Raw genomic sequence first — 23,797 nt, forward strand, 5'->3', positions numbered from 1 at the left:
AGGCTCCCGACCATGACGTTCGCGGACACCCGCCCCATCCTCGACCAGCTCGGCTACACGACCCGGTACGTGCAGCTCCCCGGTGAGACCCTGCACGAGCCGCCGGTCGAGGGGGCGCTCCGCATCGTCCAGACCGACGCCTCCGACTACGCGCTCGAGGTCGTCGACTACGGCACGGCTCGTCGGCTCGCGCAGGCCACGGGCGAGGACGACGCGGTGGAGATGCTGCGCCGGTTCCTGAACCGTCCGTTCCCGCAGCCGCGCGACATCCCCCGCCACGAGCTCGACGGGCTCCGTGACCGTGCGGCGTCGACCTACCCGCAGCTCGCGCAGCAGGTCTCCCAGGCGGGCGAACAGGGCCTGACCATCCAGATCCCGGCCGGCGTCCCCGTCGACCGCATCGGTGGCCCGGACGGCTACCTGCTCCACCCGCTCGACACCCCGCTGCCCAGCCGCTCGCTGCCGCCGCACGTGACCTCGTCGCCCGAGACGCACCGCTACGTCGTCGACCGGCCGTTCCTGGTGAACGTCCGCTTCGTCCAGCCGTGGTTCGAGCAGCCGGGCGGTGCCCTGCGCTTCCAGATCGCCGACCCGTCCGCCACCGTGCGCGACCTGGTCGTCGACGGCGCGCTCGTCCGTCTCCGGGTGGTCTGACCGTCCAACGAGAACAGCCCACCCTGCGCTCGATGCGTGGGGTGGGCTGTTCTCGTTCGTGGAGCTACCGCAGGTCAGGGCGGTCGTACTGCGCGCCGGCCGGGTTCGACGGCAGGCAGCCGAACACGATCGCAGCCGCGCTGACGAACAGCGCGATCAGCCAGAACGGGCCTGCCAGGTTCGCGTCGTGCACGCGACGCCAGCCCAGCGCGATGCCCGGCACGATCGTGGCGAGCCACCACAGGAAGGAGAGGCCGAGCAGCACGAAGGCGAACGGCGACGGAGCGCTGCTCCCCGTGGGGTTGCCGTACTCGTCGACGCCGCTACTCGCCCCGACCGTCGCGAACAGGACGGCGTAGAACCCGCCGAACAACACGATGGTCACGATGGCGTTGGCGAGGACGAAGTACCAGAACTCACTCCGACTGGCGCGCCCGTCGAACCGGGCGTACTTCTTGAAGAACCGCGTGAACGCATCGAGGAACCCGATGCCGTACCACGGCGCCCAGAGCGGCGGGGTGCCGTCAGGCCCGAGCGGGATCGGCTGCGCGAACTGCGGGTACGGGTCGACGTAGGGCTGGGCGTACGGCTGCTGCCCGTACCCAGGCTGCTGCCCGTACCCAGGCTGCTGCCCGTACCCGGGCTGCTGCCCGTAGCCCGGCTGCTGCCCGTACCCAGGCTGCTGCCCGTACCCGGGCTGCCCCTGCGGCTGGTCGCCGCCCGGCTGGCCCCACTGCGGCGTCCCGTCGTTGCTCATCGGCTCGTGTCCGGACGGTCGTACCGAGCGCCCTGCGGGTTCGACGGCAGCAGTCCGAAGACGACACCGGCGACGCCGATGAACAGCGCGATGATCCACAGTGCACCGGACAGGTTCGCGTCGTGCAGGCGTCGCCAGCCCAGGGCGAGCGACGGCACCAGGGTCGCGAGGCCCCAGAGCACCAGCAGGACGAGCACCACCCAGAAGATCGGCGGGACCGGGTCCACCACCTGGTACGCAGTGCCGTAGTAGTCGACCGTCCGGGCGTTGAGCGTGGTGAGGCGGATGACGGCGCCGATGGTCACCAGGGCCCCGGTGACGATCGTGTTCGCCAGGAACCACCACCAGAACTCACTCCGACTCGCACGACCGCTGAACGTGGCGTACTTCGCGAAGAAGCGGGCGATGGCCTTCGGGAACGAGATGCCGTACCACGGAGCCCATCGCGGCGGGACGCCCGCGGCGCCGGTCGGCTGACCGGTCTGCTCCGCGGGCGTCCACTGCTGCGTGCTGTCGGTCATCGGACACCCTGCGGACGGTCGTACCGCGCGCCCTGCGGGTTCGAGGGCAGCAGACCGAAGACGATGCCGACGATGCCGACGAAGAGCGCGATGATCCACAGCGCACCGGGGAGGTTCGCGTCGTGCAGTCGGCGCCAGCCGAGGGCGAGCGTCGGGACGATGATCGCCAGGCCCCAGAGCAGGGCGACGATGCCGACGATGACGAAGAGGGCGGACGGCTCGGTGACGGTCGACTGGACGCTGGTGGACGTCGCAGTCGACATCGACACGGTCGAGCGCTCGGAGGTGGCGATGCCGATGCCGTACAGGATGCCCAGGACGATGCCGATGATCCCGTTGGCCAGGTACCACCACCAGAACTCGCTCCGGCTGGCGCGACCGCTGAAGGTCGCGTACTTCTTGAAGAAGCGGCCGACGGCCTTGCCGAACGAGATCCCGTACCACGGTGCCCACAGCGGCGGTTCCCCGTCGTGCCCGGTCGGCGGCTGCTGGCCGTACTGCGGCATGCCACCGAACTGGGCGTTCGGCTGGTTGTTCGGATCCTGCGGGTACTGGTCGCTCACGTGGTCCCCCTCGAGTGTTGGCTGATGTACACGTCCGAGTCAACCAGAACTCCCGAGCGGGCGGCAGGGCCGATCCGCCGCGCTACCCCTGCTGCGGTCGGTCGTACTGCTGCCCCTGCGGGTTCGTCGACATCAGGCCGATGATCAACGAGAACAGGATGCCGATGGGCGGGATGATGAAGAACAGCGCGAACATGCCGCTGAGGTTCACGTCGTGCAGCCGGCGCACGGTCAACGCGATGAACCCGAGGGCGCAGGCGAGGCTCCAGAGGCTGCCGAGTCCGTCCGAGCCGTCGTTGACGAACGGCAACACGTCGAACCCGCTGCCGATGATGCCGGCGGCCGCCGACCCGATCAGGTACCAGAGCGCCCAGAACCAGTACTCCGACTGGCTGGCCCGACCGTCGAAGCGCACGTACTTCTTCCAGAACCGCAGGAACGCCTGGGGGAAGGGGATGCCGTACCAGGGCGCCCAGAGCGGCGGCTCGGATCTCCCACCACTCGGCTGACCCGGACCGGGCTGCCCGTACTGCCCTGGAGGCTGCTGCCCCGGCTGCCCCCACGGCTGCTGGCCGGACTGCCCCGGCTGCTGCCCGTACGGGTCCCTGGGTGGGTACTGGTCACTCATGCGTGCGTTCCTTCCGGCGTGTGCTGTCGGTCCACACAGAGTGTGGCACTCCCCCGAGCCGGCGAGCGTCATCCGCGGGGACGACACCCGGCTCGGTCTCGCGTCAGGGCAGGAGGGCGAGCTTGCCCCCGGGGTGCCCGGACTCCAGCAACTCCGCCGCCGCCTTCGCCTCGGACAACGGGAACGTCCGCGCGACCGGGACCTCGAGCCCTCCGGCACCGGCGAGGTCGATGAGCCGCTGCCGCACCGAGTCCCGGAACGCCTTGCTGGCCGGCTGTGCCCCACCCACGGCGGCGATGCCGTCCGATGCGGCCCGCGCCTGCGCGGCGATCGTCACGATCCGTGACCGGTCCGCGACCAACGCGAGCGAGACGTCGACGGCCTCGTCGGTGCCGACGCAGTCCAGTGCCACGTCGATGCCGGAGGGTGCGAGATCACGGACACGCGCCTCCAGGCCGTCGCCGTACGCGACCCATTCGCCACCGAAGCGTCGCACGACGTCCGCACCACGCTCCGACGCGGTGCCGATGACGCGCGTGCCCAGCAGCCGCAGCTGCTGGAGCAGGCTGACGCCGACCGCGCCCGAGGCGCCGTGCACCAGGACGGTGTCGCGCCCCTCGGCGCGGGTGACGCGGAGCATGTCGGCGGCGGTCGAGCCGGCGAGGAGCAGGTTGGCGGCCTCCGCGAAACCGAGCGCGGCGGGCTTCGCGAAGACGTCGGCCGCGGGCACCGTGACCGACTCGGCCCACCCGCCGCTGATGCGGAAGGCGAGGACCTCGTCGCCGACCACTCCCCCGCCGGACGCGATCTCGGTGTCGGGGCCGACGGCGGACAGGACACCGGCGACCTCGTACCCGACGGCGATCGGCAGGTCCGCGGGGTCGCCCTGGCGGGTGTGCTTCGTGTCAGCAGGGTTCATGCCGGCGGCGCGGACGGCGATCGTGACCTCGCCGGGGCCGGGCGCCGGCACATCGGTGTCGACGTACTCCAGGACTTCGCTGCCGCCGAACCGTGGGGCCACCCAGTAGCTTCGTCATGCGGGCGACGCTACGCGTCGCGGCCCCGGGACGAACGGGAGGCCCGTCACCAGCTGGTGACGGGCCTCCCGTTCGTCGGTGCTGACGTCGTCAGGCGCGTGCGGACCGGATCCGGTCGGCGAACGCGGCGTGCAGCGGGTGCTCCGCACCGAGACCGGTGATCTGCGTGGCCACGTCGGCGTCCGACGTGTCCGATGCGAGGAGAGCCTGCAGTTCGAGGCTCTGTTCGTCGTCCGCGACGTCGAAGCGGAGCGCAGCGGCCATCGCGTCGAGCAGCGCGGTCGGTTCGGTGCCGTCTTCGGCCAGCGCTGCGGCGGGCGAGACGAACCGCTCGTCACGCGACAGCTTGCGGAGCGGCTGTCGGCCGACGCGGGTCACCGTGTCGGGCAGGTGCGGGTTCTCGAACCGGCCGATGATCGCCTGCACGTAGGCGCGGTGCACCTCGGGGTCGAGCTCGTGCCGGCGGACCAGCAGATCGCTCGTCTCAGCGAGTACGGACTCGAGCTCGGAGCGCACGGCGGGGATCGCGATGGCGTCCGAGATCTTGTCGGCCCCGGCGACGAAGCCGTGGTACGCGACGGTGGCGTGTCCGGTGTTGACCGTGAAGAGCTTGCGCTCGATCGAGGCGGCGAGGCCGTCGACGTAGTGCGCGCCGGGGATCTCCGGCTCGTTCCCACCGAACGGTGTGCGGTCGATGGCCCACTCGAAGTAGGTCTCCACGGTCACGTCGAGTCCGCCGCCCTCGGGCTGCGCGGGCACGATGCGGTCGACGGCGGTGTTCGCGAACACGGCCTTCGCCAGGGCGGCGTCGCGGCCGTCCTCGGGCAGGGCAGCGACGATGAACTCGCGCAGGCGGTCCGTGGCGTTCAGGGCGTTCTCGCATGCCATCACGGCGATCGGTGCGGCGTCCGCGTCACGGGCGACCAGCGCGCGTGCGATGACCGGGGCGATGAACTTCAGGACGTTCGGGCCGACGGCGCACGTGACGATCGCGGCCGTGGCGATCTCGGCGACCACGCCGTCCTCGTCCTGCGCGCTGTTCAGTGCGCGGAACTCCGTGACCTCGTGGTCCTGGGCGCCGGACCCGACCTCGTGCACGGTGTACGAGTCGGCTGCGGCCAGGGCGTCGATGAGCGGGGCGGCGACGTCGGCGAAGACGACCTCGTACCCGGCCTGGTGGAGCAGGAGCCCGACGAAGCCACGGCCGATGTTGCCGGCGCCGAAGTGGACGGCGGTGCTGGTGCTCACTCGTTGACCTCGCCGAGGATCGCCAGGATCGCGGCGGTGCCGGCGGCGTCGGTGAGCTTCTGGACCTCGTCCTCGTCGGAGAACACGATCGCGATCTTCGACAGGATGTCGAGGTGCTCGTTGTTCACGCCGGCGATGCCGACGACGAAGCGCACGGGGTTGCCGTCCCAGTCGATCGGGCTGGCGTAGCGGATGAACGACAGGGCGGACGACTTGATGGCGTCCTTCGCGTCGTTGGTGCCGTGCGGGATCGCGAGGAAGTTGCCCATGTAGGTGGACACGCTCTTCTCGCGCTCGAGCATCGCCGGGTAGTAGTCGGCCGTGACCGCGCCCGCAGCTTCGAGGATCTCGGCCGCCTCCTTCATCGCCTCCGACTTGGTCGGCGCGGTGTCCTCGGTGTGGATGCGGATCTGGCTCTCCTGCAGGACGGGCATCGGGGGTTCTCCTTGTGTTGAGGACGTGATGGAGGGGACGGGTCAGCCCCGTCCCCTCCGATACTGCACTTCGTTACTGGTTGTGGCGTTACTGGTTCTTCAGCTGCTCGACGACCTGGTCGTACTGCGGCGCGTTCATGAAGTTGCCGACCGACACGTGCTGCGCGTTCGGGTTCTTCTGCTTCGCCCGGTCCGTCAGCTCTTCCTGCGTGATGATCAGGTCCTCGTCACCGGACAGGTTCGCGATCGCCTTGTTGGAGACCGTGACCCCTTCGATGCCCGCCTTCTTGATCTTGTTGCGCAGGACGCTGGCGCCCATGGCGCTGGAGCCCATGCCGGCGTCGCAGGCGAAGACCAGGTTCTGGACCTTCGTCGCCGTCGCCGTGCTCGCCGAGCCGACGCCGCCGAGGGAGGCCTCGGCCTCTTCCTCGTTGGCCGGGGAGTTGTTGCCGAGCAGGCCGGCGGTCGCGGAGTTGACGTCGCGGCCCTTGTTGGCCTGGAGCTTCGCCATCGCGGCGCTCATGTCGCCGTCGTTGCCCATCTCGCGGTCACGCTTGCGGGTGGCGAGGAGGAAGAACGACGCGACCGCGAACGTGACTGCCGCGGACAGGACGACCGACAGGATGACGCCGAGGAAACTGTCCCGCGGCGTGTTCAGGAACACCGCGAAGATCGACCCGGGGGACGCAGGTGCCGTCAGGCCGGAGTTGAAGATGACGTTCGTCAGCACGCCCGTGCCGCCACCGAGGATCACCGCGATGAACATGACCGGCTTCTGCAGCACGTACGGGAAGTAGATCTCGTGGATGCCGCCGAAGAACTGGATGATGATCGCGCCGGGGGCGGTCGAACGAGCGATGCCGACACCGAAGATGGTGAACGCCAGCAGCAGGCCGAGGCCGGGGCCGGGGTTCGCCTCGAGCAGGAACAGGATCGACTTGCCCGACTCCTTGACCTGGTCCACGCCGAGCTGGTCGAGCACGCCGTGGTTGATCGCGTTGTTGAGGAAGAACACCTTCGCCGGCTCGATGAAGACGCTCGCGAGCGGGAGCAGGGAGTGGTTGATCAGGAACTCGACGGCTGCACCCAGTGCGGTCGCGATCCCGGTGAAGACCTTCGACAGCCAGAAGAACCCGGCCAGGAACAACCCGAACCCGAGGATGCCGGCGGCGTAGTTGTTGACCAGCATCTCGAAGCCCGGCTTGATCTTGCCGTCCCAGAGACGGTCCAGCTGCTTGATGATGTACGCACCGAGCGGCCCGCAGATCATCGCACCGAGGATCATCGTCGAGTCGGAGCCGAGGATGACGCCCATCGCGAAGATCGAGCCGACGACTGCACCGCGGGTCTCGTAGACCATGCGGCCACCCTGGAACGCGATCGCGAGCGGGATGAGGTACGTCAGGATCGGGCCGACGACACCCACGACACTGCCGTCGCGGGACCCGCCGAGGGCTGCGACCGGCGTCCAGCCGTCCGGGATGAAGAAGGCCGTGATGATGCCCCACGCGATGAAGATCGCGATGTTGGGCATGACCATGCCGGAGAGGAACGTGCCGAACTTCTGAACGGCGACGCGTGCGCCGCCCCGCGACTTCGCGGGTGCGTCGGGCGCTGCAACGGACGACGTTGTCATGTGCGGTGACTTTCTGTGTGGTGGAGCTGCTGCGTGGTGCTGGGAGGGTGGTGCTGGGAGTGGTGGGTCAGGCGGCGTGCACCGCGGACGCGGCAGCGGACTTCGCGGCCGCCGCCGTGCTCGCGGCGAGTGCCGCCGTCGCCATCTCGCGGGCCTGTTCGAGCGTGTAGCGACCGAGTTCGGCGCGCACGTCGGCCAGGGCCGCGGGGGTCATGGAGAGGGTGGTGGCGCCGAGACCGACCAGGACGACGGCGAGCAGCGGGTCGGCTGCTGCCTCGCCGCAGATCCCGACGGGCTTGCCGGCGGTCGCGCCCGCGGTGCCGAGCTGCGCGACGAGGCGCAGGACGGCGGGGTGCCACGGGTCCTGGTAGGACGCGACGGTGCCGAGCATGCGGTCGGCGGCCATCGTGTACTGGGTCAGGTCGTTCGTGCCGATCGACACGAAGTCGGCGTTCTGGAACACCTGGTCGGCCATCAGCGCGAGCGACGGCACCTCGGCCATGACGCCCGCGGTGCGGATGCCCAGCTCACGCGCCAGGGTGACGAAGTACTCGGTCTCCTCAGCGTCGGCGACCATCGGGGCCATCACCCACAGGTCGGCCTCGGTCGCGGCGTCGGCCTGGGCGAGCGCGGTGAGCTGGTCGCGCAGGACCTCGGGGTGGTTCCGCAGGGCACGGAGACCGCGGCGCCCGAGGGCGGGGTTCTCCTCGTCCTTGTCGGTGAGGAACGGCAGCGGCTTGTCGGCGCCGGCGTCGAGCGCACGCACGACCACCTTCTTGCCGGGGAACGCCGCGAGGAGCTGGCGGTACGACTCGGTCTGCTCGTCGACCGTGGGGGCCTTGGGCGAGTCGAGGAAGAGGAACTCGGTGCGGAAGAGCCCCACGCCCTCCGCACCGAGAGCAACGGCGCCGGCGGCGTCGGCGGGGCTGCCGAGGTTCGCGAGCAGGGGCACGACGTGGCCGTCGGCGAGGGCACCGGCGGTGAGCGGTGCCGCTGCGGCGGCGAGGCGGTCGGCGATGCGGCGCTCGACGTCCGCGACCAGTGCGGCGTCGGGGTCGGTCACGACCGTGCCGGCGATGGCGTCGACCACGACGGACTGGCCGTCGACCAGGTCGTCCGCACCGGTCACACCGACGATGGCGGTGATGCCCTTGGCACGGGCGAGGATCGCGGTGTGCGAGGTCGGGCCGCCGTCACGGGTGACGAGCGCCAGGACCTTGTCGAGGTCGAGCAGGGCGGTGTCGGCCGGTGCGAGGTCGCGGGCGACGAGGACGAAAGGGGTGTCCGACTCGGGGACACCGGGGGCGTGCACGCCGCGGAGCTTGGCGATGATGCGCTGGGCGACGTCGTCGAGGTCGGCCGCGCGCTCCCCCATGTAGCCACCCATGCCGACGAGCAGGTCGCGGAACTGTGCGAAGGCCTCGTACACGGCACGCTCGGCGTTCGTGCCGCCGTCGATGCGGGCGTGCACGTCGTCGAGCAGCGTCGGGTCCTGCGCCATCAGCGCCTGGGCCTCGAGCACGGCCTGGGCGTCGCCACCGGCGAGCTGTCCGCGCTTGTTGAGGTCGTCCGCCACGGCGGCGAGTGCGTCGTGCACGGCCTGCTTCGCGTCGTCCGCAGAACCCACCAGGGCGTCCTTCGACGGTTCGCCGAGCGGGTCAGCCATCCGGAGTACGGGGCCGTGGGCGACGCCACGGCCGACGCCGGTGCCGAGCAGTTCGGACATTCGAGACTCCTTCATCTCACGCGCGCTTGCGGTGGGGTGGATCGTTCGGTGCACGCGACACGGGAACAGACCACGCCCGTGCGGCTGATCAGCACACTACCCCGATCAGCGTTGACAAACAAACACATCCGGGGATAAAAATACAGAAACAGATGCCCGTTTGCGTCTGGCGGATCGACCGAAGGCACCGACATCACGGATGTCGCGCCCGAACATGTCCGTTCCGTTCCGACCCGAGACGACGAGGTCCGATGTACGCACCAGAACGCCACCAGCGCATCGTCGAGCAGGCGCGCGCGCAGGGCCGGGTGGACGTCAAGGACCTGGCCGAGCTGCTCGCCGTCACGCCCGAGACCATCCGCCGCGACCTGACGAGCCTCGAGCGCCGCGGCCTCGTCCGGCGCGCGCACGGCGGCGCGATCCCGGTCGAGCGCATCACCCTGCACCCCGGCGTCGGTGACCGCGGCGGCATCAACCAGACCGAGAAGATGGTCATCGCCGAGGCCGCCCTGGCGGAACTGCCCGAGAACGGCTCGATCATGATCGACGCCGGCACCTCGACCATCTGCCTGGCCGAGATGCTCCCGACCGACCGCGGCCTGACGGTCGTCACGCACTCGCTGCCGGTCGCCACCGCCGTCGCGAACCGCCCGGGCCTCGACCTGCACCTGCTCGGCGGCAACATCCGCAGCGACTCGCTGGCCGGCGTCGGCACGTGGACGCACCAGCTCATCGGCATGGTCAGCGTCGACGTCGCCTTCATCAGCATCAACGGCATCACGCCGGAGCGCGGCCTGACGACCCACAACGTGGCCGAGGCCGCCGTGAAGAGCGCGATGATCAAGTCCGCACGGCGGAGCATCCTGCTCGCCGACCACACCAAGTTCGGCCGCGAGGAGTTCGGACGCGTCGCCCCGCTCGCCGCGATCGACACGATCATCACCGACCCCGCCGTCAACCTCGACCTGGTCCGCGAGGTCGAGGCCGCCGGCACCGAGGTCTTCTGGCCCGGCCGAGCCTGACCGTGCCCCGTTCCCGCCCACCCAGCGCTCGCTAGCATGAGCCAACCACCCGTCGACAGGAGTACATCGATGTCCGAAGCCACCCGCACCGTGACCGTCGCCAGCGCATCCGGCCTGCACGCTCGCCCCGCCTCCCTCTTCGTCCAGACCGTGACGGCGTCGGGGCACCAGGTCACGATCGCCAAGGGCGACAAGTCCGGGAACGCCGGCAGCATCCTCGCCCTGCTCGGACTCGGCATCGAGCACGGCGACGAGGTCACCCTCACCGTCTCGGGCGACGACGCCGAGACCACCGCGGACAGCCTGGTCGAGTTCCTCGGGACGGACCACGACGCGGCCTGATCGCGCAGGTCGCGTCCTGCACGCGACCACCAGACGGACGGGAGGCACGGTGCCAGCTGGCACCGTGCCTCCCGTCCGTCCGTCGGGGGCGTCCAGGGCTGTCGGCACCCGCCGATAAGGTGTTCTGCATGACACGCCTGCGCCTCGCATCCGTCAACGTGAACGGCGTCCGCGCCGCCTTCCGCAAGGGCATGGGCGACTGGCTCGCCACCCGTGACGTCGACGTGCTGGCCCTGCAGGAAGTGCGCGCGTCGAGCGACGACCTGACGGCGCTGCTCGGCGACGAGTGGGACATCGTGCACGACCCGGCGACCGCGAAGGGTCGCGCCGGCGTGGCCATCGCGTCCCGACACTCGGCGCAGATCCACCGCGTCGCGCTCGGACCGGACGACTTCGACTCCGCCGGCCGGTGGCTCGAAGCCGACTACGAGATCGGCGGCACCACCGTGACCGTGGTCTCGACGTACGTGCACTCGGGCGAGGTCGACACCCCCAAGCAGGACGAGAAGTGGAAGTTCCTCGACGCGATGACCGAGCGGCTGCCCGCACTCCGGGCGCACAACCCGCTCGCGGTCGTCGTCGGTGACCTGAACGTCGGGCACGACCAGCGCGACATCAAGAACTGGAAGGGCAACGTCAAGCGTGCCGGCTTCCTGCCGCGCGAGCGTGCCTACTTCTCGCGGTTCTTCGGTGCCGACGGCGAGCCCGTCGAGGGCGCCGACGGCTCCACGGGTCCCGGCCTCGGGTGGGTCGACGTGGGGCGCGCCCAGGCCGGTGACGTCGACGGGCCGTTCACGTGGTGGTCGTGGCGCGGTCAGGCCTTCGACAACGACACGGGCTGGCGCATCGACTACCAGATGGCGACGCCCGACCTGGCCGCGAAGGTCACGGAGTACACGGTCGACCGCGCTGCGGCGTACGACCAGCGATGGTCCGACCACGCCCCCGTGGTCGTCGACTACGAACTCTGACCTCTCTTCTCTCGCTTCACCTGACGCACCGGAGCACCACCATGACCAAGACCCGCATCTTCTCGGGCATCCAGCCGTCCGCCGGCTCGCTGCACCTCGGCAACTACGTCGGGGCACTCATGCAGTGGAGGACTCTGCTCGACGACTACGACGCCATCTACTGCGTCGTCGACATGCACGCGATCACGTCCCCGCAGGACCCTGCCGAGCTCCGTGCGAACACCCGGGCCACGGCCGCGCAGTACATCGCGTCGGGCATCGACCCGTCGAAGGCGACGCTGTTCGTGCAGTCCCACGTCCCCGCACACGCCGAGCTCGCCTGGGTGCTGAACACCCTGACCGGCTTCGGCGAGGCGAGCCGGATGACCCAGTTCAAGGACAAGTCGGCGCGCCAGGGCGCCGAGGCGGCGTCGGTCGGGCTCTTCACCTACCCGATCCTGATGGCCGCCGACATCCTGCTGTACGACACCAAGGTCGTGCCGGTCGGTGACGACCAGCGACAGCACGTCGAGCTGACCCGCGACCTGGCCGGACGCTTCAACTCGCGGTTCGGCGACACCTTCGTCACGCCCGAGGCGCGGATCCTGACCGAGACCGCGCGCATCTACGACCTGCAGGACCCGACCAGCAAGATGAGCAAGTCCGCAGCGTCGGAGAACGGCCTCATCCGCCTGCTCGACGACCCGAAGCGCACCGCGAAGAAGATCAAGTCGGCCGTCACCGACGACGAGCGCGAGATCCGGGCCGACCGCCAGGCCAAGCCCGGTGTGACGAACCTGCTGTCGATCCTGTCGGCGTTCACCGGCACGTCGATCGCCGCGCTCGAGGAGTCGTTCGCCGGCAAGGGCTACGGCGACCTGAAGGGCGAGGTCGCCGACGCCGTCGTGGCCGAGCTCGAACCGGTCCGCGCCCGCACGCTCGAACTGCTCGACGACCCGGCCGAGCTCGACCGCCTGCTCGCCGTCGGTGCCGACCGTGCCGAGTCCATCGCGCAGGACACCCTGGCCCGCGTCTACGACCGCATCGGGTTCGTCCCGCGGTCGCGCGGCTGAGCGTGCAGCCCGTCACGCTCGAGTCGGCGCGCGTCCGGCTCGACCTGCCCACCCGCGCCGACACCGCGGCGATCACCGAAGCCTGCCAGGACCCGGAGATCGTCCGGTGGACCACGGTCCCGAACCCGTACCGCGAACAGGACGCCCGCACCTTCGTCGACGCGCTCGTCGGCCCGGGCTGGGCCTCGGACCGTGAGTACACCTGGGCGATCAGGCCCGCCGGCTCGACGTGGCTCGCGGGCATCATCAGCTACCGCACCGCCGGCCGCGACCTCGGGTTCTGGCTCGCGCCGTCCGCGCGCGGCGCCGGGATCATGCACGACGCCGTCCGGCTCGTCGTGGACTGGGCGCTCGAGCAGGGCGCCCCGGACGTCTACTGGGAGTGCTACGAGGGCAACACGGCGTCGGCGGCTGTCGCCCGTGCGGCCGGGTTCTCGTACACGGGCCGCGGCGAAGCCCGTGTGCCGGACCGGGACGGGGGCCCCACGGCGGCGTGGACGGCGCTCCGACGCGCCGACGGCGCACCTGCCTCCGACCTCCCGTGGCCCGTCGTCTGAACACGCTCACAACCATGGTGACGCGTCACCCGAATGCCGCCGGTAGGCTCGGCCCGTGAGCGACACGGCACGACCCACCGAGGTCCGAGCGATGCGCCGCGGGCTCGAACTCGCGGCCCTCGGACCCGCTGTCGGCGACCACGCACGCGTCGGCGCGGTGATCCTGTCCCCCACCGGCGAGGTCCTCGCCGAGGGCTGGCACAAGGGTGCCGGGACCCCGCACGCCGAGGTCGACGCGATGGCCAAGGTCGACCCGGCGCTGCTCCGCGGCGCGACAGCGGTCGTCACCCTCGAGCCCTGCAACCACGTCGGTCGCACCGGCCCCTGTGCCGTGGCACTGCTCGACGCCGGAGTCGCCCGGGTCGTGTACGCGATCGACGACCCCGGAGCCGACGTGCACGGCGGCGCCGACCGACTGCGCGCAGCGGGGGTCCAGGTCGTCTCCGGGGTCCTGGCCGACCAGGCCGAAGCGTTCCTCGAACGGTGGCTCCTGTCGGTGCGGCTCGGTCGCCCGTGGGTCACCGTGAAGTGGGCGTCCAGCCTCGACGGGCGTGCCGCCGCTGCCGACGGCACGAGCAAGTGGATCACCGGCGCCGCCGCCCGCCAGCACGTCCACGAGCAGCGTGCCGCCCACGACGCGATCCTCGTCGGCACCGGCACCGTCCTGGCGGACGACCCGAGTCTGACCGCCCGCGGTGACGCCGGCGAGCTGCTCGCCGACCAGCCGCTCGCCGTGGTGCTCGGCGACCGCCCGGTGCCCGACGACGCCGCGGTCCGCCGGCACCCGCGCGGACTCATCGCCCTGCCCGGACACGACCTGGCCACGTCGCTCGGAGCCCTGCGTGGGCACGGCGTGCACTCGGTGTTCGTCGAAGGGGGTCCGACGGTCGCCTCGGCGCTGATCGCCGCCGGACTCGTGGACGAGTACCTCGTGTACATCGCCCCGGTCCTGCTCGGCGGTCCCCGAGTGGCCCTCGGCGACCTGGGCGTGGGAAGCATCTCCGACCGTCGCCGGTTGGACGTACTATCGACCACCAGCCTCGGCCCCGACCTGCTGGTCCGAGCCCGGCCGCAGCGGACACAGCACCACGACCACCAGCTGCAGCGGCAGCACGACGCGACATCCGGGCTCGGGAACGACGGGCCCACGAACGACCGGAGCACCACATGACCGACGCGCTGACCTCGCCCACGCCGGGGAGCCCGGTCCACTTCGAGGTGTCCACGAACGTGCCGACCACCCACGGCACCTTCCAGATGCGCGCCTACCGCGACCTCGTCACGAGCGCGGAGCACGTCGCCATCATCGGCGCCCTGCCCGACGGCTCGCTGCCCGCCGACGGCGCGCTCGTCCGCGTGCACTCCGAGTGCCTGACCGGCGAGGCCTTCGGCTCGCTGAAGTGCGAGTGCGGCCCCCAGCTCGACGCGGCGCTCGACACCATCGCGGCCGAGGGCGGCGTGGTGATCTACCTGCGCGGGCACGAGGGCCGCGGCATCGGTCTCATCAACAAGCTCAAGGCCTACCGCCTGCAGGAAGACGGTCTCGACACGCTCGACGCCAACCTCGCGCTCGGGCTGCCTGCGGACTCCCGTGCCTACGGCGGTGCCGCGGGCATCCTCGCCGACCTCGGCATCACCCGCGTCCGGCTGCTGTCGAACAACCCCGAGAAGCGCCGCCAGCTCGAGGAGCACGGCATCACCGTCGACTCCCTCGTGCCGCTCGTCGTCGGCATCTCGGCGCAGAACGCCGGGTACCTCGACACCAAGCGCGACCGGATGGGCCACCAGCTGCCCGAGCACCTCGAAGCCGGGGCCGGCGCCGGCGCCTGAGCGCGCACGGGCAACGGACGGCCGCGACCAGCTGACTCTGGGCTGATTCGCAGCCAGACGACATCTGTCGTATGATCGGGCTTCCGTCACAAGCGGTCCCCCTCAGCCGAACGCACCCGATCGGCGCCCGCGCCACCCCGCGCGAACCGATCGGTGTCCGCCGTCCGGACCCTCGTGCTCTCCCCGGGAGCACGCAGCACGGAAGACCCCGCCCTGTCATGACCGCCGCTCCGGCACCCGCAACGCCCACCTCCGCTCCGGCCCCCGCCGGCAACCCGCGCTCCCGCGTCGTCATCGCCAGCCTCGTCGGCACGTCGATCGAGTTCTACGACTTCTACGTCTACGCGACCGCCGCAGTGCTCGTCTTCCCCACGCTGTTCTTCCCCAACGAGGACCCGACAGCCTCGCAGCTGTCGTCGTTCGTCACCTTCGCCCTGGCGTTCTTCGCCCGGCCGGTCGGGTCGATCATCTTCGGGCACTTCGGTGACCGGATCGGCCGCAAGACCACCCTCGTCGCGTCGCTGCTCGTGATGGGCACGGCCACGTTCCTGATCGGCTGCCTGCCGACGTTCGACACCGTCGGGGTGTGGGCTCCGGTCCTGCTCGCCGTGATGCGCTTCACCCAGGGAGTCGGCCTCGGCGGCGAGTGGTCCGGTGCGGCGCTGCTCGCGACCGAGAACGCGCCGAAGGGCAAGCGCGGCGTGTTCGGCTCGATGCCACAGCTCGGCGCACCCATCGGCTTCCTGCTCGCGAACGGCCTGTTCATCGCCATCAACGCGGCGATGCCCGCCGGTGCCGACGGCTCCCCGAACGCCGACTTCCAGGCGTGGGGCTGGCGCATCCCGTTCCTGCTGTCCGCGGTGCTCGTCATCATCGGCCTGTACGTGCGGTTCAAGCTCGTCGAGTCGCCGGTGTTCCGCGGGGTGCAGGAGTCCGGCACGGTCGCGAAGGTCCCGCTCGGCCGGGTGTTCCGCACCTCGTGGAAGGCCGTCATCGTCGGCACCTTCGGCATGGTCGCCACCTACGTGCTCTTCTACTTCCTGACGACGTTCACCCTGCAGTACGGCACCACCGGCACCGTGAACAGCGCGCTCGTGCCGAAGGTCGGTCTCGGGTACTCCCGCGGTGAGTTCCTGACGCTGCTGATGATCGGCGTCGTGTTCTTCGGGATCTTCACGCCGATCGCGGGCCTGCTCGCCGACCGGTTCGGCCGCCGCAAGACCCTCATCCCGACCACGATCGGCATCGCGCTGTTCGGCCTGACGTTCCAGTTCTGGTTCGCGGCGTCGAGCGGGCCGATCACGGTGGTGACGTTCCTCATCGTGGGGCTCTCCCTGATGGGTCTGACCTTCGGCCCGATGGGTGCGCTGCTGCCCGAGCTGTTCCCGACGAACGTCCGGTACACCGGCTCGGCCATCGCCTACAACGTCGCGTCGATCCTCGGTGCGTCGCTCGCGCCGACGGTCGCGCTGGCGCTCTGGCGGCCGGACGGCGACATCTTCTTCGTCGGCCTGTACCTGACGATCGCCGCGGTCGTGACGCTGGTCGCGCTGCTCTTCGTGCGCGAGACGAAGTCGAAGGACATCGCCGACGCCTGATCGGCGACCACCTGACGGACGGGGAGGCCCCCGCTCAGCAGCGACGCGAAGCGTTGCGCGGGGCGCGCCGACCGAGCCTGCGAGGGAGGGGTGCCAGCTGGCACCGGGCCTCCCGTCCGTCGCGTGCGTGCCTCGCGCCCCCGCCCTGCGCAACACGCCGTCGTACCGGCAAGGCACCGCAAGCCCGCCGAGACGCCGCCGAATCCGGCGGCGTCTCGCGCGCGTGGCGGCGTCGAACGAAGACGCCGGCGTCTGCGCACCTCACCCGGCACTCGTCAACCCAGGTTGACGAGTGTCGGTGCGTCAATGTACGTTGACAGGCATGGACCGACCGACCATCACGAGCCTCGCGGCCGGAGCCTCGGGGGACGACCCGTTCTCCGCCCTCGCCAGCGTGCGGGAGCTGCGTCGTGAGCTCGACCGGGCCGAGGAACTCGCCGCACGCCGTGCACGCACCGCCGGCGCATCGTGGCAGGAGATCGCGACGCTGCTCGGTGTCAGCCGACAGGCAGTGCACAAGAAGTACGGCAGAAACTAGGAGCACGATGAGCTTCCCCTTCGCACGCCCGAAGACCTCCGACGGCCCCCGCGCCACGTTCGGTCGCCTGCTGTCCTACCTGTTCGAGAACAAGCCCGCGATGGTGGTCATCATCGTGCTGAGCGTCCTCGGCGCGGGGGCGTCGCTCGCCCAGCCGCTGCTGGTCAACCAGGTGATCACGGCGGTGCAGCAGGGCAACACCCTCAGCACGCTCGTGTGGCTGCTGGTCGGGCTCGTCATGATCGCGGGCGTGCTGAACGGCGTGCAGCACTTCCTGCTGCAGCGCGCGGGTGAGGGCGTGGTGCTCTCCACCCGCCGCAAGCTCATCGCGCGCATCCTCAACCTGCCCATCTCGGAGTTCGACACCCGCCGCACCGGCGACCTGGTGTCCCGTGTCGGCAGCGACACCACGCTCCTGCGCGCCGTCCTGACCCAGGGGCTCATCGAGTCGATCGGCGGCGCGCTGACGTTCGTCGGCGCCGTCATCGCGATGGCCGTCATCGACCCGCTGTTGCTCGTGATCGTCGTGGTCATCGTCCTGGTCGCGATCGTCGTCGTCGGCGGACTGAGCCGTCGCATCCGGGTCGCGTCGAAGCGCGCGCAGGAGAAGGTCGGTGACCTCACCGCCGCGGTCGAACGCGGGATCGGCGCGGTCCGCACCATCCGTGCAGCGGGCGCGACCGAGCGCGAGGTGCACGAGGTCGACGGCCACGCGACCGAGGCGTACAAGCGGGGGCTCGACATCGCCAAGATGTCCGCCTTCGTCGTCCCCGTCGCGAGCATCGTCATGCAGGTCGCGTTCATCGCCGTCCTGGGCGTCGGCGGCGCGCAGGTCGCGGCCGGTACCATCACCATCGCGACGCTCATCACGTTCATCCTGCTGCTCTTCATGATGATCATGCCGCTCGGCCAGGCGATGGGCGCGGTCGTCGCCGTCGCCCAGGCGCTCGGCGCCCTCGGCCGCATCGAAGAGATCCTGCACCTGCCGACCGAGTCCCAGGACGACGCGTCCGTCCGGCCGGCTGCGGCGGTCGCGACGGACGACGCCATCGCGTTCGAGCACGTGTCGTTCCGGTACCGCCGCCAGGCGGACGCCTCGGGTGCCGACGGCGCGGTCGCGTCCGACCCCGCGGATCACCCAGGAGGCCCGGATCGCGTCGACGACGAGCGACCGGTCGACGACGTGGTGCTCCACGACGTGTCGTTCCGCGTGCCGCGCGGGTCGCGCGTCGCACTCGTGGGTCCGTCCGGTGCCGGCAAGTCGACGACCCTGGCGCTGATCGAGCGGTTCTACGACCCCACCGACGGCGTCATCCGCCTGGGCGGCATCGACGTGCGCGGGATGGACCGCGACGAGCTCCGTGCCCAGATCGGCTACGTCGAGCAGGACGCACCCGTGCTCGCCGGCACGATCCGCGCCAACCTGCTGCTCGGGTCGCCCGACGCCACCGAGGACGACTGCGTCCGCGTGCTCGAGGCGGTCAACCTCGGCGAGGTCCTGCACCGCGATCCCCGCGGCCTCGACGCGCAGGTCGGTGAGGACGGCGTGATGCTCTCCGGCGGGGAACGGCAGCGCCTGGCCATCGCCCGTGCGCTGCTCGCCGCTCCCCCGATCCTGCTGCTCGACGAGTCGACGTCGTCCCTCGACGGGGTCAACGAGCAGAAGATGCGGCTCGCGATCGACGCCGTCGCCGAGGACCGCACGCTCCTCGTCATCGCCCACCGGCTGTCGACCGTGGTCGACTCCGACGTGATCGTCGTGCTCGAGCGCGGCCGCGTCGTGGGCAGCGGCACGCACTCCGAGCTCGTGCAGTCGACCCCGCTCTACCGCGACCTGGCGAAGCACCAGCTGCTGGTGTGAGCGTCGGTGCGGCCGCGTCCACCGCGGCCGCACCGTGGGACCACGCGCAGGCTCAGGCGGCGAACGGGTCCGGGGTGAGCACGTAGACGGTCTCGAGGTACTCCTCGATGCCCTCGTGTGCCCCCTCACGGCCGAGGCCCGACGACTTCACGCCGCCGAACGGGAACGCCGCGTTCGACACGACGCCCGTGTTCAGGCCGAGCATGCCGGTCTCCAGGCGCTCGGCGAGCCGCTGACCACGCCGGAAGTCGGTCGTGAAGGCGTAGGCGACGAGGCCGTACTCGGTGTCGTTCGCGAGCCGGATGCCCTCGTCCTCGGTGCTGAAGCGCGTGACCGACGCGACCGGTCCGAATATCTCCGTCGTCATGATCTCCGAGCCGGGCTGCACGTCGTCGATCACCGTCGCCTCGTAGAACGTGCCCGGACGGTCGATCCGGTGTCCGCCGGTGACGAGCCGCGCACCCCGGCCGACGGCGTCGTCGACGAGCCCGGCGGCCTTGTCCACGGCGCGGTCGTCGATGAGCGGTCCGAGCGTCGTCCCGTCCTCGGTGCCCCGGCCGACGCGCAGTGCGTCGACCTTCGCGGTGAGGGCTGCGACGAACGCGTCGGCGATGCCGTCCTGCACGAAGAACCGGTTCGCAGCGGTGCAGGCCTCGCCCGTGTTCCGGAACTTCGCGAGCATCGCGGCGTCCACAGCCGTGTCGAGGTCGGCGTCGTCGAACACGAGCAGCGGAGCGTTGCCGCCGAGCTCCATGCTCGTCTTGAGCACGTTGTCGGCCGCCTGCTTGAGCAGTGCCGACCCGACCGGGGTCGAGCCCGTGAACGTGAGCTTGCGCAGGCGCGGGTCGGCGATGATCGGTCCGGACAGTCCCTTGGCGTCGCTCGACGGGATCACGTTGAGCACACCGTCCGGCAGCCCCGCGCGGCGGAACAGCTCGACCAGGAACAGGGTCGTCAGCGGGGTCAGGTCGGCAGGCTTCGCGACCACGGTGCAACCGGCGGCCAGCGCCGGGCCGATCTTCCGGGTCGCCATCGCGAGCGGGAAGTTCCACGGCGTGATGGCGTAGACGGGGCCGACCGGACGCTTCAGCACGATCGCCCGGCCGGTGCCCTCGGGGTTCGTGCGGTAGTCGCCGGTGATGCGGACGGCCTCCTCCGAGAACCAGCGCAGGAACTCGCCGCCGTAGACGACCTCACCCCGGGCCTCGGCCAGGGGCTTGCCCATCTCGAGCGACATGAGGGCCGCCAGGTCGTCGGTGTGCTCGTGCACCAGGTCGAAGGTCCGGCGGAGGATGTCGGAACGCGTGCGCGGGGCCGTTGCCGCCCAGGACTCCTGCGCTGCGGCCGCGGCGTCGAGCGCGGCGATGCCGTCCTCGGCGCTGGCGTCGGCGACCTCGGCCAGCACGGCGCCGGTCGACGGGTCGTGCACGGCGAAGGTGGACCCGCTCGACGAGGCACGCCAGGTGCCGCCGATGAACAGGCCGGTGGGGACGCCCTGGACGCGGACGTGCTCGTCCGCGACGGTCGTCACGAGACGCGCGTCGTCCGCGGCGTCGGTGGTGGGGGTGTCGTTCGTGGTGGTTTCGGTCACAGTCGTGCTCCTCCTGGGTTCGCGAGGCCCTCGTCCATGTCGCTGCGGTCGACGTGTCCGCCGGCCGCCCGTATCTCGTCCAGCGCCCGGGCACTGCGCTCAGCGTCGACGCCGGCCACCAGGTCCTGGTACACGGCGACGTCGAGGCCCGCGGCACGGGCGTCGAGTGCCGATGCCCGGACACAGTGGTCGGTCGCCATCCCGACGACGTCGACCGTGTGCACGCGGCGTTCGGCGAGTACTGCGGCGAGCGGGACGCCCGCCTCGGTCCGGGCCTGGAACGCCGAGTAGTCCGGCGTGCCCTGGCCCTTGAAGACCTCGACGTCGATCAGGGCGGTGTCGAGATCGGGATGGTAGTCGGCGCCCGGCGAGCCCGCGACGCAGTGCACCGGCCAGGTGTCCACGAAGTCGGGTCCCTCGGGTCCGGCGAAGTGCCCACCGTTGTCGTCGTCGCCGTGGTGCCAGTCGCGGGACGCCACGATCAGGTCGTACTCGTCCCCGTGCCGACCGAGGAACGCCGTGATGCGCTCCGCGAGCGCCGTTCCCCCGGTGACCGCGAGCGCACCGCCCTCGGTGAAGTCGTTCTGGACGTCCACGACGAGCAGTGCTCTTGCCATGGATCCATCCAACACCCGTCGGCTCAGGAGCCGGTGAGCTTGCTCCCGCACGAGTAGGTGGCGGCCGTCACCGCGTCCAGTGCCGGCAGGGCGGCCGCGCGTGGTGAACCGATGGCGTAGAAGGCGAAGGTCAACCGGGAGCCGTCAGCAGCGTCGATGTAGCCGCCGAGGGTGTTCGCGCTGTCGATCCAGCCGGTCTTCGCGTGCACCTTGCCGCGCGCGACGGCGTTCGCCCCGGTGAACCGGCTGGCGAGGGTGCCGGACTGCCCGGACACCGGCAGGGCGTTCGCGAGCGTCCCGAGGCCCTTCGCGCCCGAGGCGACCTGCACCATGAGGTGCGCGACGAACTCCGGCGACACGGCGTTCGAGGCGCTCTCGCCCGAGCCGTCCTTGATCGTGATGCCGGCCGGGTCGAGGCCGTACGAGCGGAGCGCCGACTGGTACACCGATGTCAGTGAGGCCGCCGAGCCGTTCGACCCCGACTCCTTCGACGAGATCCGGGCGAGCATCTCGGCCAGGGTGTTGTCCGAGTTCGGGATCATCTGCCCGATGAGCGTCGACACCGGCTGCGAGTTCACCGTCGCGATCGTCTCGGTACCTGTGGTCGCACGCTTGACGATCTGCGCGGAACCTGCGCCCGCGACGCCCGCGTTGGCCAGTGCTGTCCGGAACGCGGCGCCGGCACGACCGACGGGGTCCTCCGACCGGGGCGAGGTCGCCGCGGCGGGGTTCGCCCGGTCACCGTCGACCATCAGCGCGGTGACCTCCGGCTGGTACCCGATGGTGCGCTCGGACACCGGCCACGTGGGGTCCCAGGCGTCGGCGTCGCTCCAGTAGGAGTCGTCGGTGACGATGGTGGTGATCGGGGTGTCGCCGACCTTGGCCTTCACCTGCTGCGCGAGCTGCGCGAGGGTCGGGGCGCCCGGGTAGACGGTGCCACCACCGGCGGACAGGGTGGCGTCCCCGTGGCCGACCAGGGCGACGGTGTTCGCGGACTCCCGTGCGACGGTCGTCGGGATGCGGTGGTCGCCCCCGAGCACCGAGAGCGCGGTCGCCGAGGTGAGGGTCTTCATGACGCTGCCGGTCTGGGCAGCCCGCTCCCCGTTCTTCGAGAACAGGACCTTGCCCGTCTTCGCGTCCATCACGTACCCCTCGAAGTCACCGAGGCCGCTCGCCGACGCGGCGGTGGCGATCGAACAGGTCCGGAGTGCGGACGGGCCGGCCAGGTCCTTCGGCACCGCACGGGCGGCCGCGGTCGGGGTCGGGGACGGCTTCGTCGCCGGGCGCTTCGTGGTGGTCGTCGAGTCCGGCGCCGAGGACCCGCTCCGGGTCGGGCTCGGCGCGGCGGCCGACCGGGAGTCCGAGGTCGTGGCCGCCGCGACGGCGACGGCCCCACCGGAGCCGACCACCAGGAGCGCCGCGAGCCCACCCGCGATCCAGGGCACCGGGCGTCGCGCCGCGGAGGCACGCACCGCGGCGACGGCGGCGCGGAACCGCTCCGGGACGGAAGGCGGGGTGGGCTGCTGCTCGGACATCTCGACCGATCCTACGGAACTGCGGCAGGAGCCTCCAGGCCGGATGCGGGATCCGTGGCGGACGGGAGCCGGATCAGGGCGCCGTGGCGGGACCGTCGGCCGGGTAGTGGACCCCGACCTGGCGACGTGCCTCGTCCAGCACGGCCATGATCGCGACCGTCTCGGCCGGGTCCATCGGGCCGCCGTCGTGGCGGCCGGACGTGATCATCGACTCGAAGGCGCGCGCCTCGTGCGCGTAGCCGGCGAGCTCCTCGCGACCGTCGAACTCCTCGACCACGACGCCGTCACGATCGCGGATCCGCCAGGTGGTCGGCGTGTACCAGGTGGAGTCGATGTCGATGCGGCCGGACTCACCGATGACCGACGCCGTGTTCGGGCTGCGCAGGTCCATGCCGAAGTGGATCATCGACTGTGCGCCGCCCTCGTGTGTCATCACCAGGCCCATCTGCTCGTCGACGCCCTGCTCGCTCAGCGTGCCCGCCGCGACCAGCGCTGTCGGCACCCCGAGCACGTCCACCGCGAAGGACACCGGGTAGATCCCGAGGTCGAGCATCGCTCCCCCACCGAGTGCCGGGTCGCGCAGCCGGTGGTCGGGGTCCGTCGGCAGGGCCTGGTGGTGGGTCGCCTCGACGACCATCGGGCGGCCGATGCGGCCCTCGGCGACGACCTCGCGGATCATCGCCATCTGGGGCAGGAACCGCGTCCACATCGCCTCCATCACCGCGACACCCGCCTGCCTCGCGGCGTCGACGACCGTCCGGGCCTCGGCCGCGGTCATCGTGAAGGCCTTCTCGACCAGGACGTGCTTGCCCGCGCGGATCGCGAGCAGGGCGTCCTCGGCGTGCCGGACGTGCGGGGTCGCGACGTAGACCGCGTCGACCTGGTCGTCCGCGACGAGGTCCTCGTACGACCCGTGCGCCCGCTCGACGCCGAACTCGGCGGCGAAGGCCTCGGCGTGCGCGCCGGTGCGACTGCCCACAGCCGTGAACACGACGCCTGCCGCGGTGCAGTCACCCACGAAGGAGCGTGCGATGCCGCCTGTACCGATGACTCCCCAGCGAACCGTCATGGGTCCTGTC

General features: G+C 71.0%; 23 protein-coding genes and 1 pseudogene. 11 read left to right on the plus strand and 13 right to left on the minus strand.

Translation table 11 applies throughout. The annotated features are described in order from the left end of the window. Nucleotides 1–12: 12 nt before the first annotated feature. On the plus strand, nucleotides 13–654 hold the full coding sequence (locus tag MXD64_RS11815) for a TNT domain-containing protein (RefSeq protein WP_031260557.1): 642 nt from the start codon (nucleotides 13–15) through the stop codon (nucleotides 652–654). A 64-nt stretch (nucleotides 655–718) separates the two neighbouring features. Here MXD64_RS11815 and MXD64_RS11820 read toward each other — a convergent pair whose 3' ends face one another. The 9 genes from MXD64_RS11820 to ptsP all read right to left on the minus strand — a co-directional run bounded on the left by MXD64_RS11820 (nucleotide 719) and on the right by ptsP (nucleotide 9,204). Beyond that, nucleotides 719–1,411: a DUF805 domain-containing protein gene (locus tag MXD64_RS11820; protein WP_056070800.1), complete on the minus strand. Its 693-nt coding sequence runs from the start codon at nucleotides 1,409–1,411 to the stop codon at nucleotides 719–721. Further along, on the minus strand, nucleotides 1,408–1,932 hold the full coding sequence (locus MXD64_RS11825) for a DUF805 domain-containing protein (protein ID WP_263136490.1): 525 nt from the start codon (nucleotides 1,930–1,932) through the stop codon (nucleotides 1,408–1,410). Before MXD64_RS11825 ends, MXD64_RS11820 begins: the two co-directional genes overlap by 4 nt. Next, nucleotides 1,929–2,495 (minus strand): DUF805 domain-containing protein, encoded by a 567-nt coding sequence (locus MXD64_RS11830; RefSeq protein WP_263136491.1) that lies wholly within the window; start codon nucleotides 2,493–2,495, stop codon nucleotides 1,929–1,931. Before MXD64_RS11830 ends, MXD64_RS11825 begins: the two co-directional genes overlap by 4 nt. Nucleotides 2,496–2,577: 82 nt before the next feature. Further along, the gene (locus MXD64_RS11835) at nucleotides 2,578–3,123 is read right to left on the minus strand and encodes a DUF805 domain-containing protein (protein ID WP_017888732.1); all 546 of its coding nucleotides are present in this window, start codon (nucleotides 3,121–3,123) and stop codon (nucleotides 2,578–2,580) included. Between the two features lie 103 nt (nucleotides 3,124–3,226). Beyond that, on the minus strand, nucleotides 3,227–4,144 hold the full coding sequence (locus MXD64_RS11840; protein ID WP_263136492.1) for a quinone oxidoreductase family protein: 918 nt from the start codon (nucleotides 4,142–4,144) through the stop codon (nucleotides 3,227–3,229). A gap of 106 nt (nucleotides 4,145–4,250) precedes the next feature. Then, a complete protein-coding gene (locus MXD64_RS11845) occupies nucleotides 4,251–5,408 on the minus strand; it encodes a mannitol-1-phosphate 5-dehydrogenase (protein WP_263136493.1) in 1,158 nt (385 codons plus the stop codon). Then, nucleotides 5,405–5,842, minus strand: a complete 438-nt coding sequence (locus MXD64_RS11850; RefSeq protein WP_263136494.1) for a PTS sugar transporter subunit IIA — start codon at nucleotides 5,840–5,842, stop codon at nucleotides 5,405–5,407. Before MXD64_RS11850 ends, MXD64_RS11845 begins: the two co-directional genes overlap by 4 nt. Before the next feature lie 88 nt (nucleotides 5,843–5,930). Then, nucleotides 5,931–7,478, minus strand: a complete 1,548-nt coding sequence (locus tag MXD64_RS11855) for a PTS mannitol transporter subunit IICB (RefSeq protein ID WP_071251839.1) — start codon at nucleotides 7,476–7,478, stop codon at nucleotides 5,931–5,933. A gap of 67 nt (nucleotides 7,479–7,545) precedes the next feature. Then, nucleotides 7,546–9,204, minus strand: a complete 1,659-nt coding sequence (ptsP, locus tag MXD64_RS11860; protein WP_017888727.1) for a phosphoenolpyruvate--protein phosphotransferase — start codon at nucleotides 9,202–9,204, stop codon at nucleotides 7,546–7,548. 251 nt (nucleotides 9,205–9,455) lie between these two features. Here ptsP and MXD64_RS11865 point away from each other — a divergent pair, with 251 nt between their 5' ends. The 10 genes and pseudogenes from MXD64_RS11865 to MXD64_RS11910 all read left to right on the plus strand — a co-directional run bounded on the left by MXD64_RS11865 (nucleotide 9,456) and on the right by MXD64_RS11910 (nucleotide 18,975). After that, nucleotides 9,456–10,226, plus strand: a complete 771-nt coding sequence (locus MXD64_RS11865) for a DeoR/GlpR family DNA-binding transcription regulator (protein WP_017888726.1) — start codon at nucleotides 9,456–9,458, stop codon at nucleotides 10,224–10,226. A gap of 69 nt (nucleotides 10,227–10,295) precedes the next feature. Continuing rightward, nucleotides 10,296–10,568, plus strand: coding sequence for an HPr family phosphocarrier protein (locus MXD64_RS11870; RefSeq protein WP_017888725.1), 273 nt, complete (start codon nucleotides 10,296–10,298; stop codon nucleotides 10,566–10,568). A gap of 128 nt (nucleotides 10,569–10,696) precedes the next feature. Then, nucleotides 10,697–11,539, plus strand: a complete 843-nt coding sequence (locus MXD64_RS11875) for an exodeoxyribonuclease III (protein ID WP_017888724.1) — start codon at nucleotides 10,697–10,699, stop codon at nucleotides 11,537–11,539. Nucleotides 11,540–11,580: 41 nt separating this feature from the next. After that, nucleotides 11,581–12,591 carry a tryptophan--tRNA ligase gene (gene trpS, locus MXD64_RS11880; RefSeq protein WP_071251841.1) on the plus strand — a complete coding sequence of 337 codons (1,011 nt, stop codon included), beginning with the start codon at nucleotides 11,581–11,583 and terminating at the stop codon, nucleotides 12,589–12,591. 2 nt (nucleotides 12,592–12,593) lie between these two features. After that, entirely contained in the window at nucleotides 12,594–13,148 is a 555-nt protein-coding gene (locus MXD64_RS11885) for a GNAT family N-acetyltransferase (protein ID WP_052481769.1), read from the plus strand. A gap of 91 nt (nucleotides 13,149–13,239) precedes the next feature. After that, nucleotides 13,240–14,319 (plus strand): bifunctional diaminohydroxyphosphoribosylaminopyrimidine deaminase/5-amino-6-(5-phosphoribosylamino)uracil reductase RibD, encoded by a 1,080-nt coding sequence (gene ribD / locus MXD64_RS11890; RefSeq protein ID WP_081612386.1) that lies wholly within the window; start codon nucleotides 13,240–13,242, stop codon nucleotides 14,317–14,319. Nucleotides 14,320–14,348: 29 nt separating this feature from the next. Then, nucleotides 14,349–14,978: pseudogene (gene ribA, locus MXD64_RS11895) on the plus strand (GTP cyclohydrolase II); the annotation flags it as partial. A 218-nt stretch (nucleotides 14,979–15,196) separates the two neighbouring features. Next, complete coding sequence (locus MXD64_RS11900; RefSeq protein WP_017888719.1) at nucleotides 15,197–16,576, plus strand: MFS transporter; 1,380 nt, start codon at nucleotides 15,197–15,199, stop codon at nucleotides 16,574–16,576. Between the two features lie 322 nt (nucleotides 16,577–16,898). After that, nucleotides 16,899–17,114: a helix-turn-helix domain-containing protein gene (locus tag MXD64_RS11905; protein WP_017888718.1), complete on the plus strand. Its 216-nt coding sequence runs from the start codon at nucleotides 16,899–16,901 to the stop codon at nucleotides 17,112–17,114. A gap of 7 nt (nucleotides 17,115–17,121) precedes the next feature. Next, the gene (locus MXD64_RS11910) at nucleotides 17,122–18,975 is read left to right on the plus strand and encodes an ABC transporter ATP-binding protein (protein WP_263136495.1); all 1,854 of its coding nucleotides are present in this window, start codon (nucleotides 17,122–17,124) and stop codon (nucleotides 18,973–18,975) included. 52 nt (nucleotides 18,976–19,027) lie between these two features. On the opposite strand, the gene MXD64_RS11915 is transcribed toward MXD64_RS11910, so the two are convergent. The 4 genes from MXD64_RS11915 to MXD64_RS11930 all read right to left on the minus strand — a co-directional run bounded on the left by MXD64_RS11915 (nucleotide 19,028) and on the right by MXD64_RS11930 (nucleotide 23,787). Then, nucleotides 19,028–20,506: an NAD-dependent succinate-semialdehyde dehydrogenase gene (locus tag MXD64_RS11915; protein ID WP_263137448.1), complete on the minus strand. Its 1,479-nt coding sequence runs from the start codon at nucleotides 20,504–20,506 to the stop codon at nucleotides 19,028–19,030. A 56-nt stretch (nucleotides 20,507–20,562) separates the two neighbouring features. Beyond that, nucleotides 20,563–21,183, minus strand: a complete 621-nt coding sequence (locus tag MXD64_RS11920; protein ID WP_263136496.1) for an isochorismatase family protein — start codon at nucleotides 21,181–21,183, stop codon at nucleotides 20,563–20,565. A 23-nt stretch (nucleotides 21,184–21,206) separates the two neighbouring features. After that, nucleotides 21,207–22,718, minus strand: coding sequence for a D-alanyl-D-alanine carboxypeptidase/D-alanyl-D-alanine endopeptidase (gene dacB / locus MXD64_RS11925; protein ID WP_263136497.1), 1,512 nt, complete (start codon nucleotides 22,716–22,718; stop codon nucleotides 21,207–21,209). A 73-nt stretch (nucleotides 22,719–22,791) separates the two neighbouring features. Continuing rightward, nucleotides 22,792–23,787: a Gfo/Idh/MocA family protein gene (locus MXD64_RS11930; RefSeq protein WP_263136498.1), complete on the minus strand. Its 996-nt coding sequence runs from the start codon at nucleotides 23,785–23,787 to the stop codon at nucleotides 22,792–22,794. Between the last annotated feature and the right edge of the window lie 10 nt (nucleotides 23,788–23,797).

Source organism: Curtobacterium sp. Arg-1 (assembly GCF_025643395.1).
Taxonomy (GTDB): domain Bacteria; phylum Actinomycetota; class Actinomycetes; order Actinomycetales; family Microbacteriaceae; genus Curtobacterium; species Curtobacterium poinsettiae.